This window comes from Bradyrhizobium sp. MV1.5, from assembly GCF_055807615.1.
The window spans coordinates 64,627-80,681 of the sequence record NZ_JBVVPL010000031.1 but is presented as its reverse complement, the minus strand read 5'-3'; the positions used below and the strand labels follow the sequence as shown (position 1 = coordinate 80,681).

The window sequence follows — 16,055 nt, the reverse complement described above, 5'->3', positions numbered from 1 at the left end:
GGAGGTGGAGGTGGAGGTGGCGACAAGCCCCACAATCCGAGAGACCCGCGCGATTCTCCAGGTCCGACGCCGGATCTCCGCAATCGCGCGCCGCGGCTTTCCGGCCCGATCCACCTGCCCGATGTGGCCGGATGTCAGGCGCTCACCATCACCATCATGGCGCTGCTGGCGGGTGCCACCGATCCGGATGGCGACCATCTCACCGTTGTCGGTCTCTCCTCCTCGTCCGGAACTTTGACGCGGACTGAGGACGGCGGCTGGGAATTCGAGCACGAACGCGGCATGCTGGGCGAGGTCACCCTGAGATATGCGATCAGCGACGGCAGCCATTTCGTGGTTCAGACTGCGTCCTTCAACGTGGTCGAGGCGCCTCCGATTATCGGGACCGAAGGCGACGACAATTTGCTGGGCACCAAGTGCGCGGACACCATCATCGCGCTCGGCGGTAACGACAACATCGATGCCCGCGAGGGGAATGATAAGATATTCGGAGGGGATGGCGATGATCACATCCTGGCCGGAGCGGGCGACGACGTCGTCTACGCGGGCGCAGGTGACGACATCGTATTTGCGGGCGCAGGAAACGACATCGTGTTCGGCGGCGCCGGAAATGACCGGCTGTTCGGCGAAGCGGGCAACGACACACTGTACGGGGAAGATGGTAACGACCACCTCGAAGGTGGCGCTGGGCGCGACATCCTGTTGGCAGGCTCTGGCGACGATTTTCTCCAGGGAGACGAAGGCGACGACACGCTCGACGGTGGCGCAGGCGATGACCAGATGTCCGGTGGCACCGGCAATGACGTGATGGTTGGAGGCGCGGGCGACGACGTCATGACCGGCAACGCCGGCAATGACACCATGGCCGATGGAATGGGCTCCGATATCGTCCAAGGCGGGGAGGGCGACGATCACGTCCTGGCTGCGGCAGATACTACCGACGATAGGTTTGAAGGCGGCATCGGGATCGATACGCTGAACTACTCGTCAGCAGTGCACGGCATCGCCGTCGACCTCGGCAGCGGCCAGGCTGTCGGCGAGGACATCGGGCACGATACTGTCGCCGAGTTCGAGAATATCGTCGGCGGTTCCGGCGATGATACTCTCAAGGCGGCCGCGACCGGATCGTCGATCGATGGCGGTGCGGGTAACGACGTGCTGACCGGAAGCGACGGCGATGACTTTCTCAACGGAAACGACGGCCACGACCTCATCGCAGACGGTGCGGGCTCGGATGTCGTAAACGGAGGCGACGGCAACGATCGTGTCGTTGCGTCCGCCGATGCAACTTCGGACCATTATGTCGGCAACGCAGGCTGGGATACGTTGGATTACTCGGCCTCTACCCTGACCGTTACCATCGATCTACGCCATGGAACGGCGCAGGGCATTGAGGTCGGCGAGGATCTGATTTCGGGCTTCGAGGAGATCATCGCTGGCTCAGGCGACGATCGGATCGTGGCCGGCGACACTTCCGTGACGATGACGGGCGGCGTCGGGAACGACATCTTCGAATTCCATCGCGGCTCCAACGAGGGGCCCGGCCACGACCTGGTGCGGAAGATCACCGACTTCACAATCGGAGACCGAATCGTCGCTGCCAACTACCAGATCATTCTGAGCGACGACGACAGCGTGGAACATCAGATCGAAGACTTGTTCGAGCAAGTCTACAATGACGAAGACAATAGCGGCCATGGCAGAGCGGTGCGCTTCCGTTTCGAAGACCTTGCAGATGGCCAATATACGGCCATCGAGGTGGCCGACCGCCCCGACCCGGAGGATGTCATAACCATCGAGATTTCCGGTCACCACCAGCTGCAGTTCGCGGCCATTCACCCGTGAGGGACGCCAAGCCATGAAGCACGTCGATGCATCGGAATTCGTACCAGCGCCGGCACCCGCCGGGGTCGAGAGACCGGACGCGTCCGCGAAGCCTTTCCGCCTCTGGCCGCGTATTCTCGCCGGCACCCTGTTAAGCGGAATGCTGGTGGCTGGCTGCGGCGGATGGGCTGCGATGGCGATGCTTGAGGGCGCAATCGTCGCTCCCGGTTCCGTCAAAGTCGACCAGAATCTAAAGGAGGTGCAGCATCGGGATGGCGGGATCGTCAAGTCGCTTGCGGTGCGTCAGGGGGATTTCGTCCGTGAAGGGCAAATCCTGGCGACCCTCGATGACGTTCAAATCAGAGCGGAGCTTTTGATCGTGCGCTCTCAGCTTGTCGAGTCACTTGGACGCCGAGCGCGATTGCTCGCCGAACGCGATAATCTCACAACCGTTGAATTCCCACCGGACCTTCACGCGATGTTCGCAAGGACCGCCGCCGACGTTATCCACGGAGAGACCCGCCTCTTCACCGGCAATAAGGTGGCCAGGGACAGCCAGAAGGAACAGCTTGAACTGAGCATCGGCCAGACCGGCGAGGAGATCCGGGGCATGGAAGCGCGTCTGGCCGCGAAGGAAGAGGAGATGAAGCTCGTATTGAGTGAACGAGACAAACTACAGGATCTGTTCGAGCGCAAGATCGTCGAGCACCAGCGTGTCTATGGAGCTCAGCGCGACGCGGCGCGCCTGCTCGGCGAACGGGGCGAAATCCAGGCCAGTATCGCCCGCGCCAAGGTGCGGACCAGCGAGATCCGGGTTCAGATCATTGCGGTCGATCAGAATGCGACCACCGAGGCTCAAAAGGATCTGCGTACGGTTGAAGCGCGCATCGCAGAACTCCAGGAGCGGAGGCTTGCCATCGAGGATCGTCTTTCGCGTACCGAAATTCGCTCGCCGACTTCCGGCTACATCAATGAACTGTTCGCCTATACGGTGGGCGGCGTGATCACGCCGGCAGCCAAGATCGCAACGGTGGTTCCGGAAAACGCCGAGCTTAAGTTCGAGATCAAGGTTTCGCCAGCTGATATCGACCAAGTACGACTAGGGCAGCCGGCTCGCATCAGGCTTACCGCTTTCAATCGCACTACGACTCCGGAATTGAAGGGCAAGGTGGTGATGGTGTCGCCGGCATCGGCGCGCGATCCCGCAAACGGTCAGGAGTATTATCTGGCCCAAATCCAGCTGCTTCCAAGCGAAGATGCGATTGTCGAAGGGAAGGGACTGAAGCTCGTCCCGGGCATGCCCGCTGAAGTGTTCGTATCCACGCAGGAACGCACCGCGGCCTCCTATCTCCTGAAACCTTTAGGTGATCAGATGAACCGCGCCTTCCGCGAGAGATAGATCCTTTTGCCTAACATGGCTGGAACGGCCCATTGTCCACGAGTGGTAGCAAACCAATACCAACTTGTAATGTGCTGAAGGCACCGTAGGTGTAACTAGCGAAATTGCACGAAAGCCGCTGCTCGATCTGCTAAGTTTTTATACGTAAGCTTTGCCGCTAAGGAGCTTACGGCCGCCCGCGACCTAGCGGCTGGCTCTATGCACGTGGGCCGCGCCCTGAGGGACGTTGATCAGTGGCAACGGATCGATTTCCCTCTTCGGGACAGCCCCGGCGAAACACGACACAGTGAGCGGCATCATCACCAAATCATCACCATCATCATAATCATCACGGCTATGGTTCGGCCGAGATGCTGGCCTAGCTTTATCTATGATCACGGCATCAAGCCGCACGTTAAGTGTTCGGCAAATCGACCCGCAGAGATAGGACGCTTTCGTGCGACGATGCTGGTGAATGATGGTGCCGCCATGCTTCACCTTGCCATCAAGCGCGATGTTGCAGCCAGGCTAGGCAGTAGAGGCCTCACGGAAGGTTCCTTATTCGTTCTTCTCGAATGCTCCGCTGGGCAGCTTGGGCCACACTTGTCGCCGGTACATGATGCAGACCCGTTTCTAACGGGCGCGATCGGCCAGATGCCACCGCCTACCCTCAACTCCGGATATGTGGCACTATCGCGTGTGTTCTAGCGTGAGCAGGGCATCCCATGGTCGTCGGAGACAATCGCCCAGAAGCAACCGCACGCGGATCTGGGCAAAAACTCGTAAGACGGCTGGCTGCCGTTCTTGCATGGGACATCGTTGGCTACAGCGCAATGATGGGCCGCAATGAGGAGGGTACGCACCGTCGCGTGGGCGTCGAGGTCAAACGAATCGCCAAGGACATTGAGAGAACAAGGGGCCGCATATTTAGTTTCGCGGGTGACGGCCTGATGGCCGAATTCCCAAGTGCGGTTGAAGCCGTTAAATGCGCGCTACGTATCAGGGCCGAAACTCGCAAGCGCAACGCCAGGCTTCCGACAAAAGAAAAAATTAGATTTCGGATCGGGATCAATTCCGGCGAGATTATTGTGCACAATGGCCGCACAGGTGGGAACGTCGTAAATGTCACAGCGCGTCTTGAGCAGGCCGCTGATGCAGACAGTATCTATCTGTCACGAGCAGTCTTCGATCAGGTCAAGCGCACGGTTCCCGCCGACTATATTTGGGTGGGCGAACGACGACTGAAAAATATTCGCGAGTCGATAACTATTTATATGATCAGCCCCGACGCATGCGCATCTGGAGAGCCGGTACCGGCGGTCCATGATCTTACTTCCGCGCCAAGGGTCGATGTCGATGCAGACTATCGACCATCGCTCGCGGTCTTGCCGTTTCGCACAGCAGAGGCGGAGCAGGCGGATGCATACTTCGCCGAAGGCATGGTTGACGACATTGTCAGAATGCTTGGCGGTCTGAAGGATCTTATCGTTGTGTCGCGCACCTCAACGATGGGCTATGCGGGCGCGGCTCCGGACCTACAAAAAATCAGTCGGGAGCTCAACGTGAGCTACGTGTTGCGTGGCAGCGTTCGTCGGGTGGATGACCACGTTCGTATTGCCGTGGAACTCGTTGACGCAAATACGCACCAGTTGATCTGGGCCGACCGCTTCGATGGTCACACGGCGGATATTTTTGACCTCCAAGATCGAATTGCGCTGCGAACGGCAAGCTTGATAGCACCATATGTGCGCGAGCGGGAATTACGCCGCGCATCCTACAAGGACCGTAATACGCTAACCGCATACGACTTAACATTGCAGGCTTTGGATCAACTTTATGTCAGGGATCCCAGCGCTCTTTCAAGGGCACAAGACCTCTTGAAAAGAGCTATCGGCCTCGATTCTCACTATCCTACCGCACTTACGCATCTGGCATACCTTCAGCTTTTTCGAATCGGACAAGGATGGTCGCTCAACGAACATGCGGATCGCCTCGCCGCCGCTGAAGCTGCGCAGCTCGCGGTACAACGCGACCACAACGACGCTCTCGCGTTGGCCATCCATGGTCACTTGCACGGATTTCTGCACAAGGAACATGAGGCGGCCCTTGCTATCTTGGAGCAGGCGATTGCGATTGGGCCAAGCTGCGCTCTTGCCTGGAGTTTCAGCAGCTACGTTTGCGGGTGGATGGGGGAACCGGCTGCAGCGGTGGAGCGAGCGCGGCAGGGACTTCGTTTGTCACCAATCGGGCCCGATGCTGGCTGCTGGCACGAACACGCTCTGTCACAAGCACACTACATGGCTGGAGAGTACGACGAAGCGATCGTCTGGGCAAATAGGGCTGCAAGCCACGGAAGACAGTTGTCAAATTTGCGCTGTCTCGCCGCAAGCCTTGTAGCCGCCGATCGATTGGCCGAAGCGCGGACTGTCGCACTCCAGATAATACGAGCTAAGCCTGATTTCCGCCTGAAAGCATATCGGTCACAGACACCACTGAGGGGACCGATTTCCGATCTTTTTATCGAACGGCTGCGCCGCGCAGGGTTGCCAGATTAAATCGCACGGCGAGCTCTCATAACGCGCCAAGAGGTAGTGCCATCGCCCATCTAGCCCCACGAACGAGAGGTATCCAATGGCAGGGAATGCAGGGAATGCAGGGAATGCGGGGAATGCAGGAGGCGTTGGTGCCGTCAACAGCGGTTTGCGGGTCACTTCAGTTCTTTCGGACCGCGTCGATTTGCCATTTGTCACCGTCGATGAACCACCAGGGCAGCCGATTGCAAAAAACAGGGTCAGAATTCGTCGCTATCCTGAACGTCGTTGGGCAGCGGAGTGGCGTGCATGGTATGCCCTAAGCGAATATGCCCGCACAGGGTGGACAAGAATAAGGGTTGCGCGTTGGGATCGATCACAAAGCAACACGGACCGCGAAATTGAAGAGCTTGTATCTGCCGCGCGCGACGAGCGCGCCGATGCGCTTAACGAGATAGTCGCACAGCATGATGAGTTCGCCAGCTATTTCATGAGTTTGCTGACGATAACTCCCAACGGCTATCCCAATACGTTCCGACTCGTAAATCTGGCCAGCATCGTGGCGACCTTCACAGTTCTACACTTCAAGGCGGGAATACGCGGAGCCAGGGGTTACGCCCCGCGTCCCCGCCCGTCGCAAATCTGCCCGGCCCTCCTGCCGCCGGTCCCCGTACCGGGACATCCGGCCTACCCAAGCGGACACTCGACCGAAGCGCATTTGGTCGCAGCTGTCTTGAATGATGTTCTTTCCCAGGCTCCGCAGAAAGCCGCGATGAAAATCGACCTCGAAGCTTTGGCGTCACGCATCGGGCGTAACCGAGAGATCGCGGGGCTCCACTACGCCTCGGATACGCAAGCGGGGAAGAAGCTGGCGGCAGATATACTGCCTTACCTCAAGCTAACTGACGAATATCGGGTCGTGCTCCGGCTCGCGCGAAGAGAATGGCAGTGATCGCGGGTTTGCTGCGATAGCATAGGAGGTCTCTGTGCCTACTAAGCCTAGCTTCCCATTTCCGCCTCGTGACTTCAGACCTCTTGAGGCATCGCCGGCCGAACTCCAAAGGTATGGTTTACCTCAGAGACCAATCGGTCCCGGTCAGCCGGAGTTGCTCAAGGCGTGGCTTAGGTTATTTGAGGAACCGCTCGCCTTTCGTCGACCGGGCAAGTCGCGAAAATTTCCGTTTTTGCAGCCTCCGACAATTAGGCGAGTCCTTCCTTATGAGACGCGCGTTCAGAACAGTCCTAACTGGAGTGGCGCTTCTATCGTGCCAAACGGTGGCCAACGATTTGTGCAGATGTTCGGCGAATGGACAGTCCCAAAGCCCGAACTGCCGCCCCTTTTAGACCAGGGCCCCCTCGGCCAAACCAACCGCTATCATTGCGTCGCATGGATCGGCTTAGATGGTAACAGGCGATACCTAAATTCTTCGCTTCCGCAGATCGGGACGGAACAGATCTTGTGCGTAGATTCGGGTGGCAAACAAACTTACGAATATTTCGTCTGGTTTCAGTGGTGGGCACGCAATCAGCTTAAAATTAAGAGACAAGAGCTCACAAAAATCAAAATTGAGCCGGGCGTTTCCGTGATGGCCATGCTCTCGGTGATTGACCCATATCATGTGGTGGCAGTGTTTCGCACTTTTGGTCCTCGGAATGACATCACTGTGCTCGTCAGGGGGGCACCGCAAGTCCAATTGCCGGGAGTCAAGACGACCCCCGCAATATCCGGCGCGATGGCGGAGTGGATCCTGGAGCGTCCACAAACCCTTCAACTCGTCGATGCCAAGCTTCAGCTCTTCCCGAAATATAATCCAGTGAGGTTCCGGCACTGCGTTGCCGGAGCAGCGTCGAGCGCGGGCCCTCCGACATGGGAAAATACACTGACGGGCGCACGTTTGTTCCGACTATTCGAAGTCCCCGAGATGGTCAGCCCCCGGACCCGATTCATATCAATGCCAACACGGATCAGCACAACTTCGGTTGAGGTCCACTACGGCGGATTTTCGGACTGACGGGAGTTCCTCCTACTGCGGCATGAGACTCGTGAAGAATAATGGTCTTAGCGACGTGCAATCATCCAGACCTTCAGTGGAGACGCGATCATGCTCGTATCCGGAAAGACCTCAGACGTCGAGATCTACATTGAAGTGGCAGATCATGCTGAAATTGTGGATCATCCTGAAGCGATCGGTGGTCAGCCTGAAGAGAAGCGGGATAGAGTACGCGAAGTTAGCAGAGCCATAACTGCGATCTGTGCGACGATCTATGATTCGGTACAAAGCTCGGAAAGACGACCGGACGAGATTACGCTGGAATTTGGAATAAAGCTGGCGGGCAAAATTGGGCTGCCGTTCGTGACCGAGGGATCTGCCGAAGCCAATTTCAAAGTGACTGCAAAGTGGACAGGGATAAAGAAGGAAGGGGAGTCTGAAGGGTAACGGAACAAGCCAACCGACCACAGCCCTGTCCGGCGGAGTACAGGCGGACGTTAACCGACGCCGGGCTCGCGGATCCGGTGAATCGGGGTGCCGACGGGCGGGTCGCGTGGTGCGGCAGGCTGTAGGACCGTTGGGCCAACTGCGGTCTGACCGGGGAGTTGGGCATGCCGAGGCTTTCAAGCGGAACCTGGTCCGTCGGGTCCCCAGGCTACTCTGGGCTACGCGGAGAAGGTTCGATCCCAGTTCGTCTCTCTCCGCCATCAGGCCCGTCCGGCCAACCCATACCTCCCGTCCCTCACGCGACACCCTTCCATCGGCGATCGCTGCCGACATCGCGATGCTATGCGGCTGCAGGCACGTGCTCCAATTTGTCGTTGTCCAAATGGCGGCGTCGAAGCCCGGTCGCTATGCGGCAATCTGGCGGCAGTTTTTTCCATCATTCAACCAGTACATGCGTCATGGGAAAAGACCCAAGGCTCATGAGCGTCTCTCCCGCGCCTTCGTCCACCACAGCGCGGCGCGATCGCTCGCCATGCAGAAACGCGCCTGTACACGGTGGCGTGACCTCCATAACTTCCGCGACGCAATGTGAGGAGATGCGACGTGGCGAAGAAGACGGCGACCAGGAAGAAAACTGCTGCGAAGAAGGCAGCGAAGACCTCCGGCAAGACAAACGCCGTTCGCAAGGGCAAGGTTGCGAAGGCTGCAACCAAGCCGGTCAAGCAGGCCGCTCTGCGCAAATCATCGGCACCACGCCGCCCAAAGGGTCCGGCCTGGCAATGGTCGGCGGTCGAGACCGCAGCCGCAATCCGCTCCGGCGCCATCTCCGCGGTCGAGACCGTCGAGGCGCATCTGGAGCGGATGCGGGCCGTCAATCCGAGGCTGAACGCCGTCGTCGTCGATCTCTCGGAGGAGGCGCTGGCTGCGGCGCATGCGGCCGACAAGCGGCGCGCCAAAGGCGGCGAGCTCGGCCTTCTGCATGGCGTACCGATCACGATCAAAGAGAATGTCGATTACGAAGGCCGTCCGAATTTCAACGGCGTTCCCGCCAACAAGGATCTCATCGCACCGTCGGATTCACCCGTGGTGCGCAACCTGAAGAAGGCCGGTGCGGTCGTCATCGGCCTCACCAACACGCCGGAATTCTCCTTCCGCGGCTTCACCGACAATCCCTTGCACGGGCTGACGCTCAATCCCTGGGATCCGGACATCACCTGCGGTGGCTCCTCGGGCGGTGCGGGTTCGGCGGTCGCCGCCGGCATCGGCACCATCGCGCATGGCAACGACATCGGCGGCTCGCTGCGCTGGCCGGCGCATTGCAACGGCGTTGCGACCATCAAGCCGACGCAGGGGCGTATTCCGGCGTTCAACGCGAGCGCAACCGCCGAGCGGCCGATGCTGGCGCATCTGATGTCGGCGCAGGGGCCGCTCGCCCGCCACGTCTCCGACGTCAGGCTCGCGCTGGAGGTGATGAGCCAGCGCGATCCGCGCGATCCCTGGTGGGTGCCGGCGCCGCTGGTCGGGCCGAAGCCGAAGGGGCCGATCAAGGTCGCGCTCGCCAGGATTCCTGAAGACATGGACGTCGATCCGCACGTCGCGGCGGCGTTGCGTCAGGCCGCCGATCATCTGGAGCGTTCCGGCTACCGTGTCAGCGAGGTCGATGTGCCCGACATCGACGGCGTCTGGCAGACCTGGTGCGACATCATCACCAACGAGACGGTGGTGATGCAGGAAGCCGGCATGCTGAAGGTGACGTCGGAAGACTTCCACAAGGCGTGGGGCGGCATGAAAGCCAAGGCCAACGTGCTCGACCTCAAGGCCTGGATGCAGGCGACCGCCGCGCGCAACGGTCATATCCGCGCCTGGCAATTGTTCTTCGAGGAATATCCGGTGGTGCTGGCACCGACCACGGTGAAGCCGACGCCTAGCCCGCGCGAGGACACAGTCAGCCCCGAGCGCGTGCGCGAGATCTTCTGGGGCGAGATCCGCTTCATATCCGCGATCAACGTGCTGGGCCTGCCCGGCGCCGTGGTGCCGGTGACGCTGCACGATGGCAAGCCGATCGGCGTGCAGCTCATTGCCGGGCGCTATCGCGAGGACCTCGCGCTCGATGCAGCGGCCGCGATCGAGAAGCGCGCCGGCGTGCTCGCCCATCGGCTGTGGGAGCAGATGGACTGACAGCGAGAGAAGGGTGTTTCCCTCCGGACGAGATCGGCCTGCATGGTTCGAGACGCCCGCCTTGGCGGGCTCCTCACCATGAGGGTCTAGAATCCGCAGTAAGTTGCGACCTCATCCTGAGGGCCCGCCGCAGGCGGGCGTCTCGAAGGATGGCCGCAAACGAGCTTTCGCCAAGTATCGTTTCATTAATCCAATTTGACTCGAATTTTAGCCAATTCCCCAACAAGTGTTAGGGTTACTTCCTCGATCTCTAGACGAATTATTGTCCGCTTTACCACCCGCCTCTAACAGAGGGACGGCGGACAACGCACATGCCTCATACAGGCCAATAAGTGCGGCCCGCTCCACGCGGAGGTGGCACGATGCGCAACGAGACGATCGCTATTCACGCCGGCTACGAGCCCGAAGCCACCACGCACGCGGTTGCCGTGCCGATCTACCAGACCGCGGCCTACGCCTTCGACAGCGCCGATCACGGCGCGGCGCTCTTCAATCTCGAGACCGAAGGCTATCGCTACAGCCGCATCGCCAATCCGACCAGCGCGGTGCTGGAGAAACGTATCGCCGAGCTCGAGGGCGGCGTCGGTGCGCTTGCGGTTGCGACCGGGCAGGCCGCGCTGCATTTCGCCTTCGTCAATGTCGCCGATCACGGCGGCAACATCGTTTCCGTGCCGCAGCTCTACGGCACCACGCATACGCTGCTCTCGCACATCCTGCCGCGGCAGGGCATCACCGGCCGCTTCGCCGAGAGCGACAAACCCGAAGCGATCGAAAAGCTGATCGACGAGAACACCCGCGCCGTGTTCGCCGAAACCATCGGCAATCCCGCCGGCAATGTCTGCGACATCGAGGCACTGGCGAAGATCGCCCACGCCCATGGCGTGCCGCTGATCGTCGACAATACCGTGGCAACCCCGATCCTGCTCAAGCCGTTCGACTACGGCGCCGACATCGCCGTGCATTCGCTGACGAAGTTTCTGGGCGGCCACGGCACCACGCTCGGCGGCGCCATCGTCGACTCCGGAAATTTCCCCTGGGCCAAGCACGCCGATCGCTTCCCCGGCTACAACAAGCCTGACGCGTCCTATCACGGCCTCGTCTATGCCGAGCGCTTCGGCAAGACGGCCTATATCGAGCGCGCGCGCAGCATCTATCAGCGCACCATGGGTTCAGTGCTGTCGCCGTTCAACGCCTTCCTGCTGCTCCAGGGCATCGAGACCGTCGCGCTGCGCATGGAGCGCCACTGCGAGAATGCCCGCAAGGTAGCCGAATTCCTGCGCAAGGATCCGCGCGTGGCCTGGGTCAACTACACCGGCTTCCCGGACAGTCCCTATTATCCGCTGGTGCAGAAATATCTCGACGGCAACGCCTCGTCGCTGTTCACCTTCGGCATCAAGGGCGGCATGGAAGCCGGCAAGTCCTTCTACGATGCGCTGAAGCTGATCACGCGCCTCGTCAATATCGGCGATGCCAAGTCGCTGGCCTGCCATCCGGCCTCGACCACGCACCGGCAGATGTCGGCGGAGCAGCAACGGGCCGCCGGCGTTTTGCCGGAAACGATCCGCTTGTCGATCGGCATCGAGCATTGCCAGGACATTATCGAGGACCTCGACCAGGCTTTGGAAAAGGCCTGCCCGTCCGCGCGCCTCCAGGCCGCGGAGTAGGCGGCCGCGCCGATGACGATCCTGATCGACGGGGATCAAGCCATATCGAGCCCGGCACTGGTGCCGGCAGAGGGCGATCTGACGCGCGAGCACGGCGACGCCGAGCTCACCATTGGGTTGATCAACAACATGCCGGATCCGGCGCTGAAGGCGACCGAGCGGCAGTTCATGAAGCTGCTGCAAGCCGCTGCAGGTCCGCGCCGCATCCGCTTTCACTGCTTCTCGCTGCCCTCGGTGAAACGTTCGCCGGAAGCGAAATGGCATGTCGAGAGCGAATATTCGGAGCTCACCGAGCTCAGGCGGCACAAGTTCGACGGCTTGATCGTGACCGGCGCCGAGCCGATCGCGCCCGAGCTCGACCAGGAACCGTACTGGCGCGATCTCACCGAGCTGATCGACTGGGCCAAGGTCAACACGCGCTCGACGATCTGGTCGTGCCTCGCCGCGCATGCCGCGGTGCTGCATCTCGACCGCATCGAACGGCGGCCGCTCGCCGCCAAATGTCACGGCATTTTCGATTGCGAAGCCGTGACCAGCGACCCGTTGACGCGGGCCGCGCCTGCGCCGCTCAAGGTCTCGCATTCGCGTCTCAACGAGATCGCCGAGAGCGATCTCGCGCAGGCCGGGTACCAGGTGCTGACGCGTTCGGCAAAGGCCGGGGTCGATATCTTCGTCCGGCAATATGCCAGCCGCTTCGTGTTCTTCCAGGGCCATCCGGAATATGACGCGCTGTCGCTTCAGCGTGAATATCTGCGCGACATCGGCCGTTATCTCGCGCGTGAGCGCGACTATTACCCGCATTTGCCCGTGAGCTATTTTGACGCTTCGACGGAAGAGAAGCTGGTCCGCTTCGAGAAACAGGCAAGGCACCAGCGCCACCCCGCGCTCAGCAACGAACTGCCGGCGCTGAATTTGCGTGCCGATATCGCTGCCGGCAGCGCCGCGGCGGCATTGTTCCGGAACTGGCTGCAATATCTCGGCGCGGAGACCGACGCGTCGGTGCTTGCCCGTTAGGTCAGAACGACGGGATCGACGTTAGGACTAACGAAGTGTGAAGCTTGCCTCGAGCGGCGCACGAATGCTTCAGTGAGGGGCGAGACAGACAGGAAATGCGAGTCGTGTGGTCGGCACTCCAGGGACGCGTGAGCAATCGGCTGGCCCGGCATTTTCGCGCCGCGCCGCACCGGCTGCCCGCGCATGCGCCCATGGTGAGCTTCACCTTCGACGATGCCCCCGACAGCGCCGCAGGCGAGGGCGCCGGGCTTCTGGAGCAGCATGGCGGCCGTGGCACGTTCTATCTCGCCGGCAGCCTGGTCGATCGTCCCTCGGACCATTGGCATGGCCTGTCCAACGACGCCATCGTGCGGCTCCACCGGGCCGGCCACGAGATTGCCTGCCACACCTTCTCGCACCTGAGTGCGGTCAATCTCGACGAGGCCGCCATGGCCCGCGAGATCGCGCGAAACCGCAGCCATTTTCGCGGCATCGATTCCTCGATCACGCTGGAAAATTTCGCTTACCCCTATGGCATCGCGTCGGTATGGCGCAAGCCGCAGCTCGCCAAGACCTTCCGCTCGGCGCGCGGCATCCTTCCCGGCGTCAATCGCGATGTCATCGACCTCCAGTTCCTGCGCGCCTCGCCCCTGGTCGATTGCGAGATCGACATTGCGGGCGTCGATCGCTATTTCGATGAGGCGGTCGAGAGCGGCGGATGGCTGATCTTCTACGGTCATGACGTCGCCAACGTGCCCAGCCCGTATGGTTGCACGCCGGACCTGATGCGCCATGCGCTGCAGGCTGCCGGGAAGCGAAACATGCCGATCGTGACGGTCGCGGAAGCGCTGCGAAGGATAGGGGCCTAGCGACTTCTTCCCTTCTCCCCTTGTGGGAGAAGGTGGCATAGGCGGCCTTCGGCCGCCGTTCTTAACACGAACGCCGATGCTTCGCATCGGCTATGGCGCCGGATGAGGGGTTGTTTCCGCGAATTCAACTGCAGCAGGCGCGCGGAGAGGTACCCCTCACCCGTCTCGCCGCTACGCGACGAGCCACCCTCTCCCACAAGGGGAGAGGGGAAGACTCGCGTCTCGCTCTGCAAACAGTCTTGCCACGCCCGCGCGGTCATGCGACTGGCCTTGTGACGAATCTCACGGCCTCCCCGACGTGCCCATGTCCTCTCCTTCCACCGCTCCGCTGCCTGCGCCGGCCCATGGCCGCGATGCGCTGTCGGTGCTGCGTTCGGTGTTCGGCCTGCCCGGGTTCCGTGGCGCGCAGGGCGAGATCATCCGGCACGTCACCGACGGCGGCAATTGCCTGGTGCTGATGCCGACCGGCGGCGGCAAGTCGCTGTGCTATCAATTGCCGGCACTGCTGCGCGAAGGCTGCGGTGTCGTGGTGTCGCCCTTGATTGCGCTGATGCGCGACCAGGTCGCCGCCATGCACGAAGCAGGCGTCAACGCGGCCGCGCTGAACTCGTCGCTGACCCCGCAGGAAGCCTCCGACATCGAGCGGCGCCTGATCGCGGGTGATCTCGACCTGCTCTATGTCGCGCCGGAGAGACTGGTGACACCGCGGTGTCTGGCGCTGTTGGCGCGGGCGAAGGTGGCGCTGTTCGCGATCGACGAGGCGCATTGCGTCTCGCAATGGGGCCATGATTTTCGTCCCGAATATGTCGGCCTGTCGATCATCGCCGAGCGCTTTCCCGACGTGCCGCGCATCGCGCTGACCGCGACTGCCGACGAATTGACTCGCAAGGAGATCGTCGAGCGGCTTGCGCTTGCAGACAGTCCGCACTTCGTCTCCAGCTTCGATCGTCCCAACATCCGTTACGAGATCGTCGACAAGCGCAACGCGGTGTCGCAGCTCAAGGATTTCATCCGGGAGCGTCACGCGGGCGATGCGGGCGTCGTCTATTGCCTGTCCCGCAAACGGGTCGAGGAGGTCGCCGCCGCGCTCGACGACGCCGGCATTGCGGCGTTGCCCTACCACGCCGGGCTCGACAGCAGCGTGCGCTCGCGCAACCAGGACCGCTTCCTCAACGAGGACGGCATCGTCATCGTCGCGACCATTGCCTTCGGCATGGGCATCGACAAGCCGGACGTGCGCTTCGTCGCGCATCTCGATCTACCCAAGAGTATCGAGGCCTATTACCAGGAGACGGGACGCGCCGGCCGCGACGGCAAGCCGTCGGCAGCCTGGATGGCCTACGGTCTCTCCGACATCGTGCAGCAGCGCCGCATGATCGACGAGTCGAGCGGCTCTGACGAATTCAAGCGGGTCTCGATCGGCAAGCTCGATGCGCTCGTTGGCCTTGCCGAAACGCCGCACTGCCGGCGCCAGCGGCTGCTCGCCTATTTCGGCGAGATCGTGATGGGCGGGGGCTGCGGCAATTGCGACAATTGCCTGACGCCGCCGAAAATGCGCGACGGCAAGGTGCTGGCGCAAAAGCTTCTGTCCTGCGTCTACCGCACCGGGCAGCGCTTCGGCGCGATGCACCTCATCGACGTGCTGATCGGACGGCTCACCGAGAAGGTGACGCAGTTCGGCCACGACAAGCTCACGGTGTTCGGCATCGGACGCGAGCTCAACGAGAAGCAATGGCGTACCGTGCTGCGGCAGCTCGTGGCGATGGGACATTTGCTGAGTGACAGCGAAGCTTTCGGCGCGCTGAAGCTGACGGATTCGTCGCGCGGCGTGCTGCGGGGCGAAACTGAAGTGTGGCTGCGCGAGGAAGCGCCCGGCGCCCGGATCCGTTTGAGCCGCGCCAAGTCCCGCCGCGGTGATCTGGCGCCGGCGGCCGGTGCGCCGCAGGGCGGTGTTGATCCTGAATTGCGCGCGCGGCTACGAGCCTGGCGCTCGGAGATTGCCCGCGAACGCGGCGTGCCGGCCTACGTCGTGCTGCACGACGCCACCATCGACGGCATCGTTCGCGCATGGCCGACCACGCTGGACGAGCTGCGCAATGTGCCCGGCATCGGCGACAAGAAGCTCGAGCATTACGGCGACGAGCTGCTGCAGATTGTCAGGACGCGGTAGGGGCTACCGA

The 16,055-nt window shown here is 61.4% G+C and carries 11 protein-coding genes; all 11 read left to right on the top strand.

What is annotated here, in order from left to right:
• Nucleotides 1-1,845, top strand: a 1,845-nt coding sequence (locus tag AC0L2J_RS25665) for a cadherin-like domain-containing protein (RefSeq protein ID WP_473394919.1), incomplete at its 5' end; no start/stop codon positions are given.
• A gap of 13 nt (nucleotides 1,846-1,858) precedes the next feature.
• Nucleotides 1,859-3,223 (top strand): HlyD family type I secretion periplasmic adaptor subunit, encoded by a 1,365-nt coding sequence (locus AC0L2J_RS25660; protein ID WP_473394918.1) that lies wholly within the window; start codon nucleotides 1,859-1,861, stop codon nucleotides 3,221-3,223.
• A gap of 704 nt (nucleotides 3,224-3,927) precedes the next feature.
• Nucleotides 3,928-5,757, top strand: a complete 1,830-nt coding sequence (locus AC0L2J_RS25655; RefSeq protein WP_473394917.1) for a hypothetical protein — start codon at nucleotides 3,928-3,930, stop codon at nucleotides 5,755-5,757.
• A 76-nt stretch (nucleotides 5,758-5,833) separates the two neighbouring features.
• Nucleotides 5,834-6,685 (top strand): phosphatase PAP2 family protein, encoded by an 852-nt coding sequence (locus AC0L2J_RS25650; RefSeq protein WP_473394916.1) that lies wholly within the window; start codon nucleotides 5,834-5,836, stop codon nucleotides 6,683-6,685.
• Between the two features lie 34 nt (nucleotides 6,686-6,719).
• Nucleotides 6,720-7,745 carry a G1 family glutamic endopeptidase gene (locus tag AC0L2J_RS25645; RefSeq protein WP_473394915.1) on the top strand — a complete coding sequence of 342 codons (1,026 nt, stop codon included), beginning with the start codon at nucleotides 6,720-6,722 and terminating at the stop codon, nucleotides 7,743-7,745.
• A gap of 90 nt (nucleotides 7,746-7,835) precedes the next feature.
• Nucleotides 7,836-8,171 (top strand): CU044_2847 family protein, encoded by a 336-nt coding sequence (locus tag AC0L2J_RS25640; protein ID WP_473394914.1) that lies wholly within the window; start codon nucleotides 7,836-7,838, stop codon nucleotides 8,169-8,171.
• A 603-nt stretch (nucleotides 8,172-8,774) separates the two neighbouring features.
• Entirely contained in the window at nucleotides 8,775-10,349 is a 1,575-nt protein-coding gene (locus tag AC0L2J_RS25635) for an amidase family protein (protein ID WP_473394913.1), read from the top strand.
• 362 nt (nucleotides 10,350-10,711) lie between these two features.
• Nucleotides 10,712-12,013, top strand: coding sequence for an O-acetylhomoserine aminocarboxypropyltransferase/cysteine synthase family protein (locus AC0L2J_RS25630; protein WP_007604499.1), 1,302 nt, complete (start codon nucleotides 10,712-10,714; stop codon nucleotides 12,011-12,013).
• A 12-nt stretch (nucleotides 12,014-12,025) separates the two neighbouring features.
• Complete coding sequence (gene metA / locus AC0L2J_RS25625) at nucleotides 12,026-13,027, top strand: homoserine O-succinyltransferase MetA (protein WP_473394912.1); 1,002 nt, start codon at nucleotides 12,026-12,028, stop codon at nucleotides 13,025-13,027.
• Between the two features lie 104 nt (nucleotides 13,028-13,131).
• The gene (locus AC0L2J_RS25620) at nucleotides 13,132-13,875 is read left to right on the top strand and encodes a polysaccharide deacetylase family protein (protein ID WP_473394911.1); all 744 of its coding nucleotides are present in this window, start codon (nucleotides 13,132-13,134) and stop codon (nucleotides 13,873-13,875) included.
• A 304-nt stretch (nucleotides 13,876-14,179) separates the two neighbouring features.
• A complete protein-coding gene (gene recQ, locus AC0L2J_RS25615; protein WP_473394910.1) occupies nucleotides 14,180-16,045 on the top strand; it encodes a DNA helicase RecQ in 1,866 nt (621 codons plus the stop codon).
• The last annotated feature ends 10 nt before the right edge of the window (nucleotides 16,046-16,055 follow it).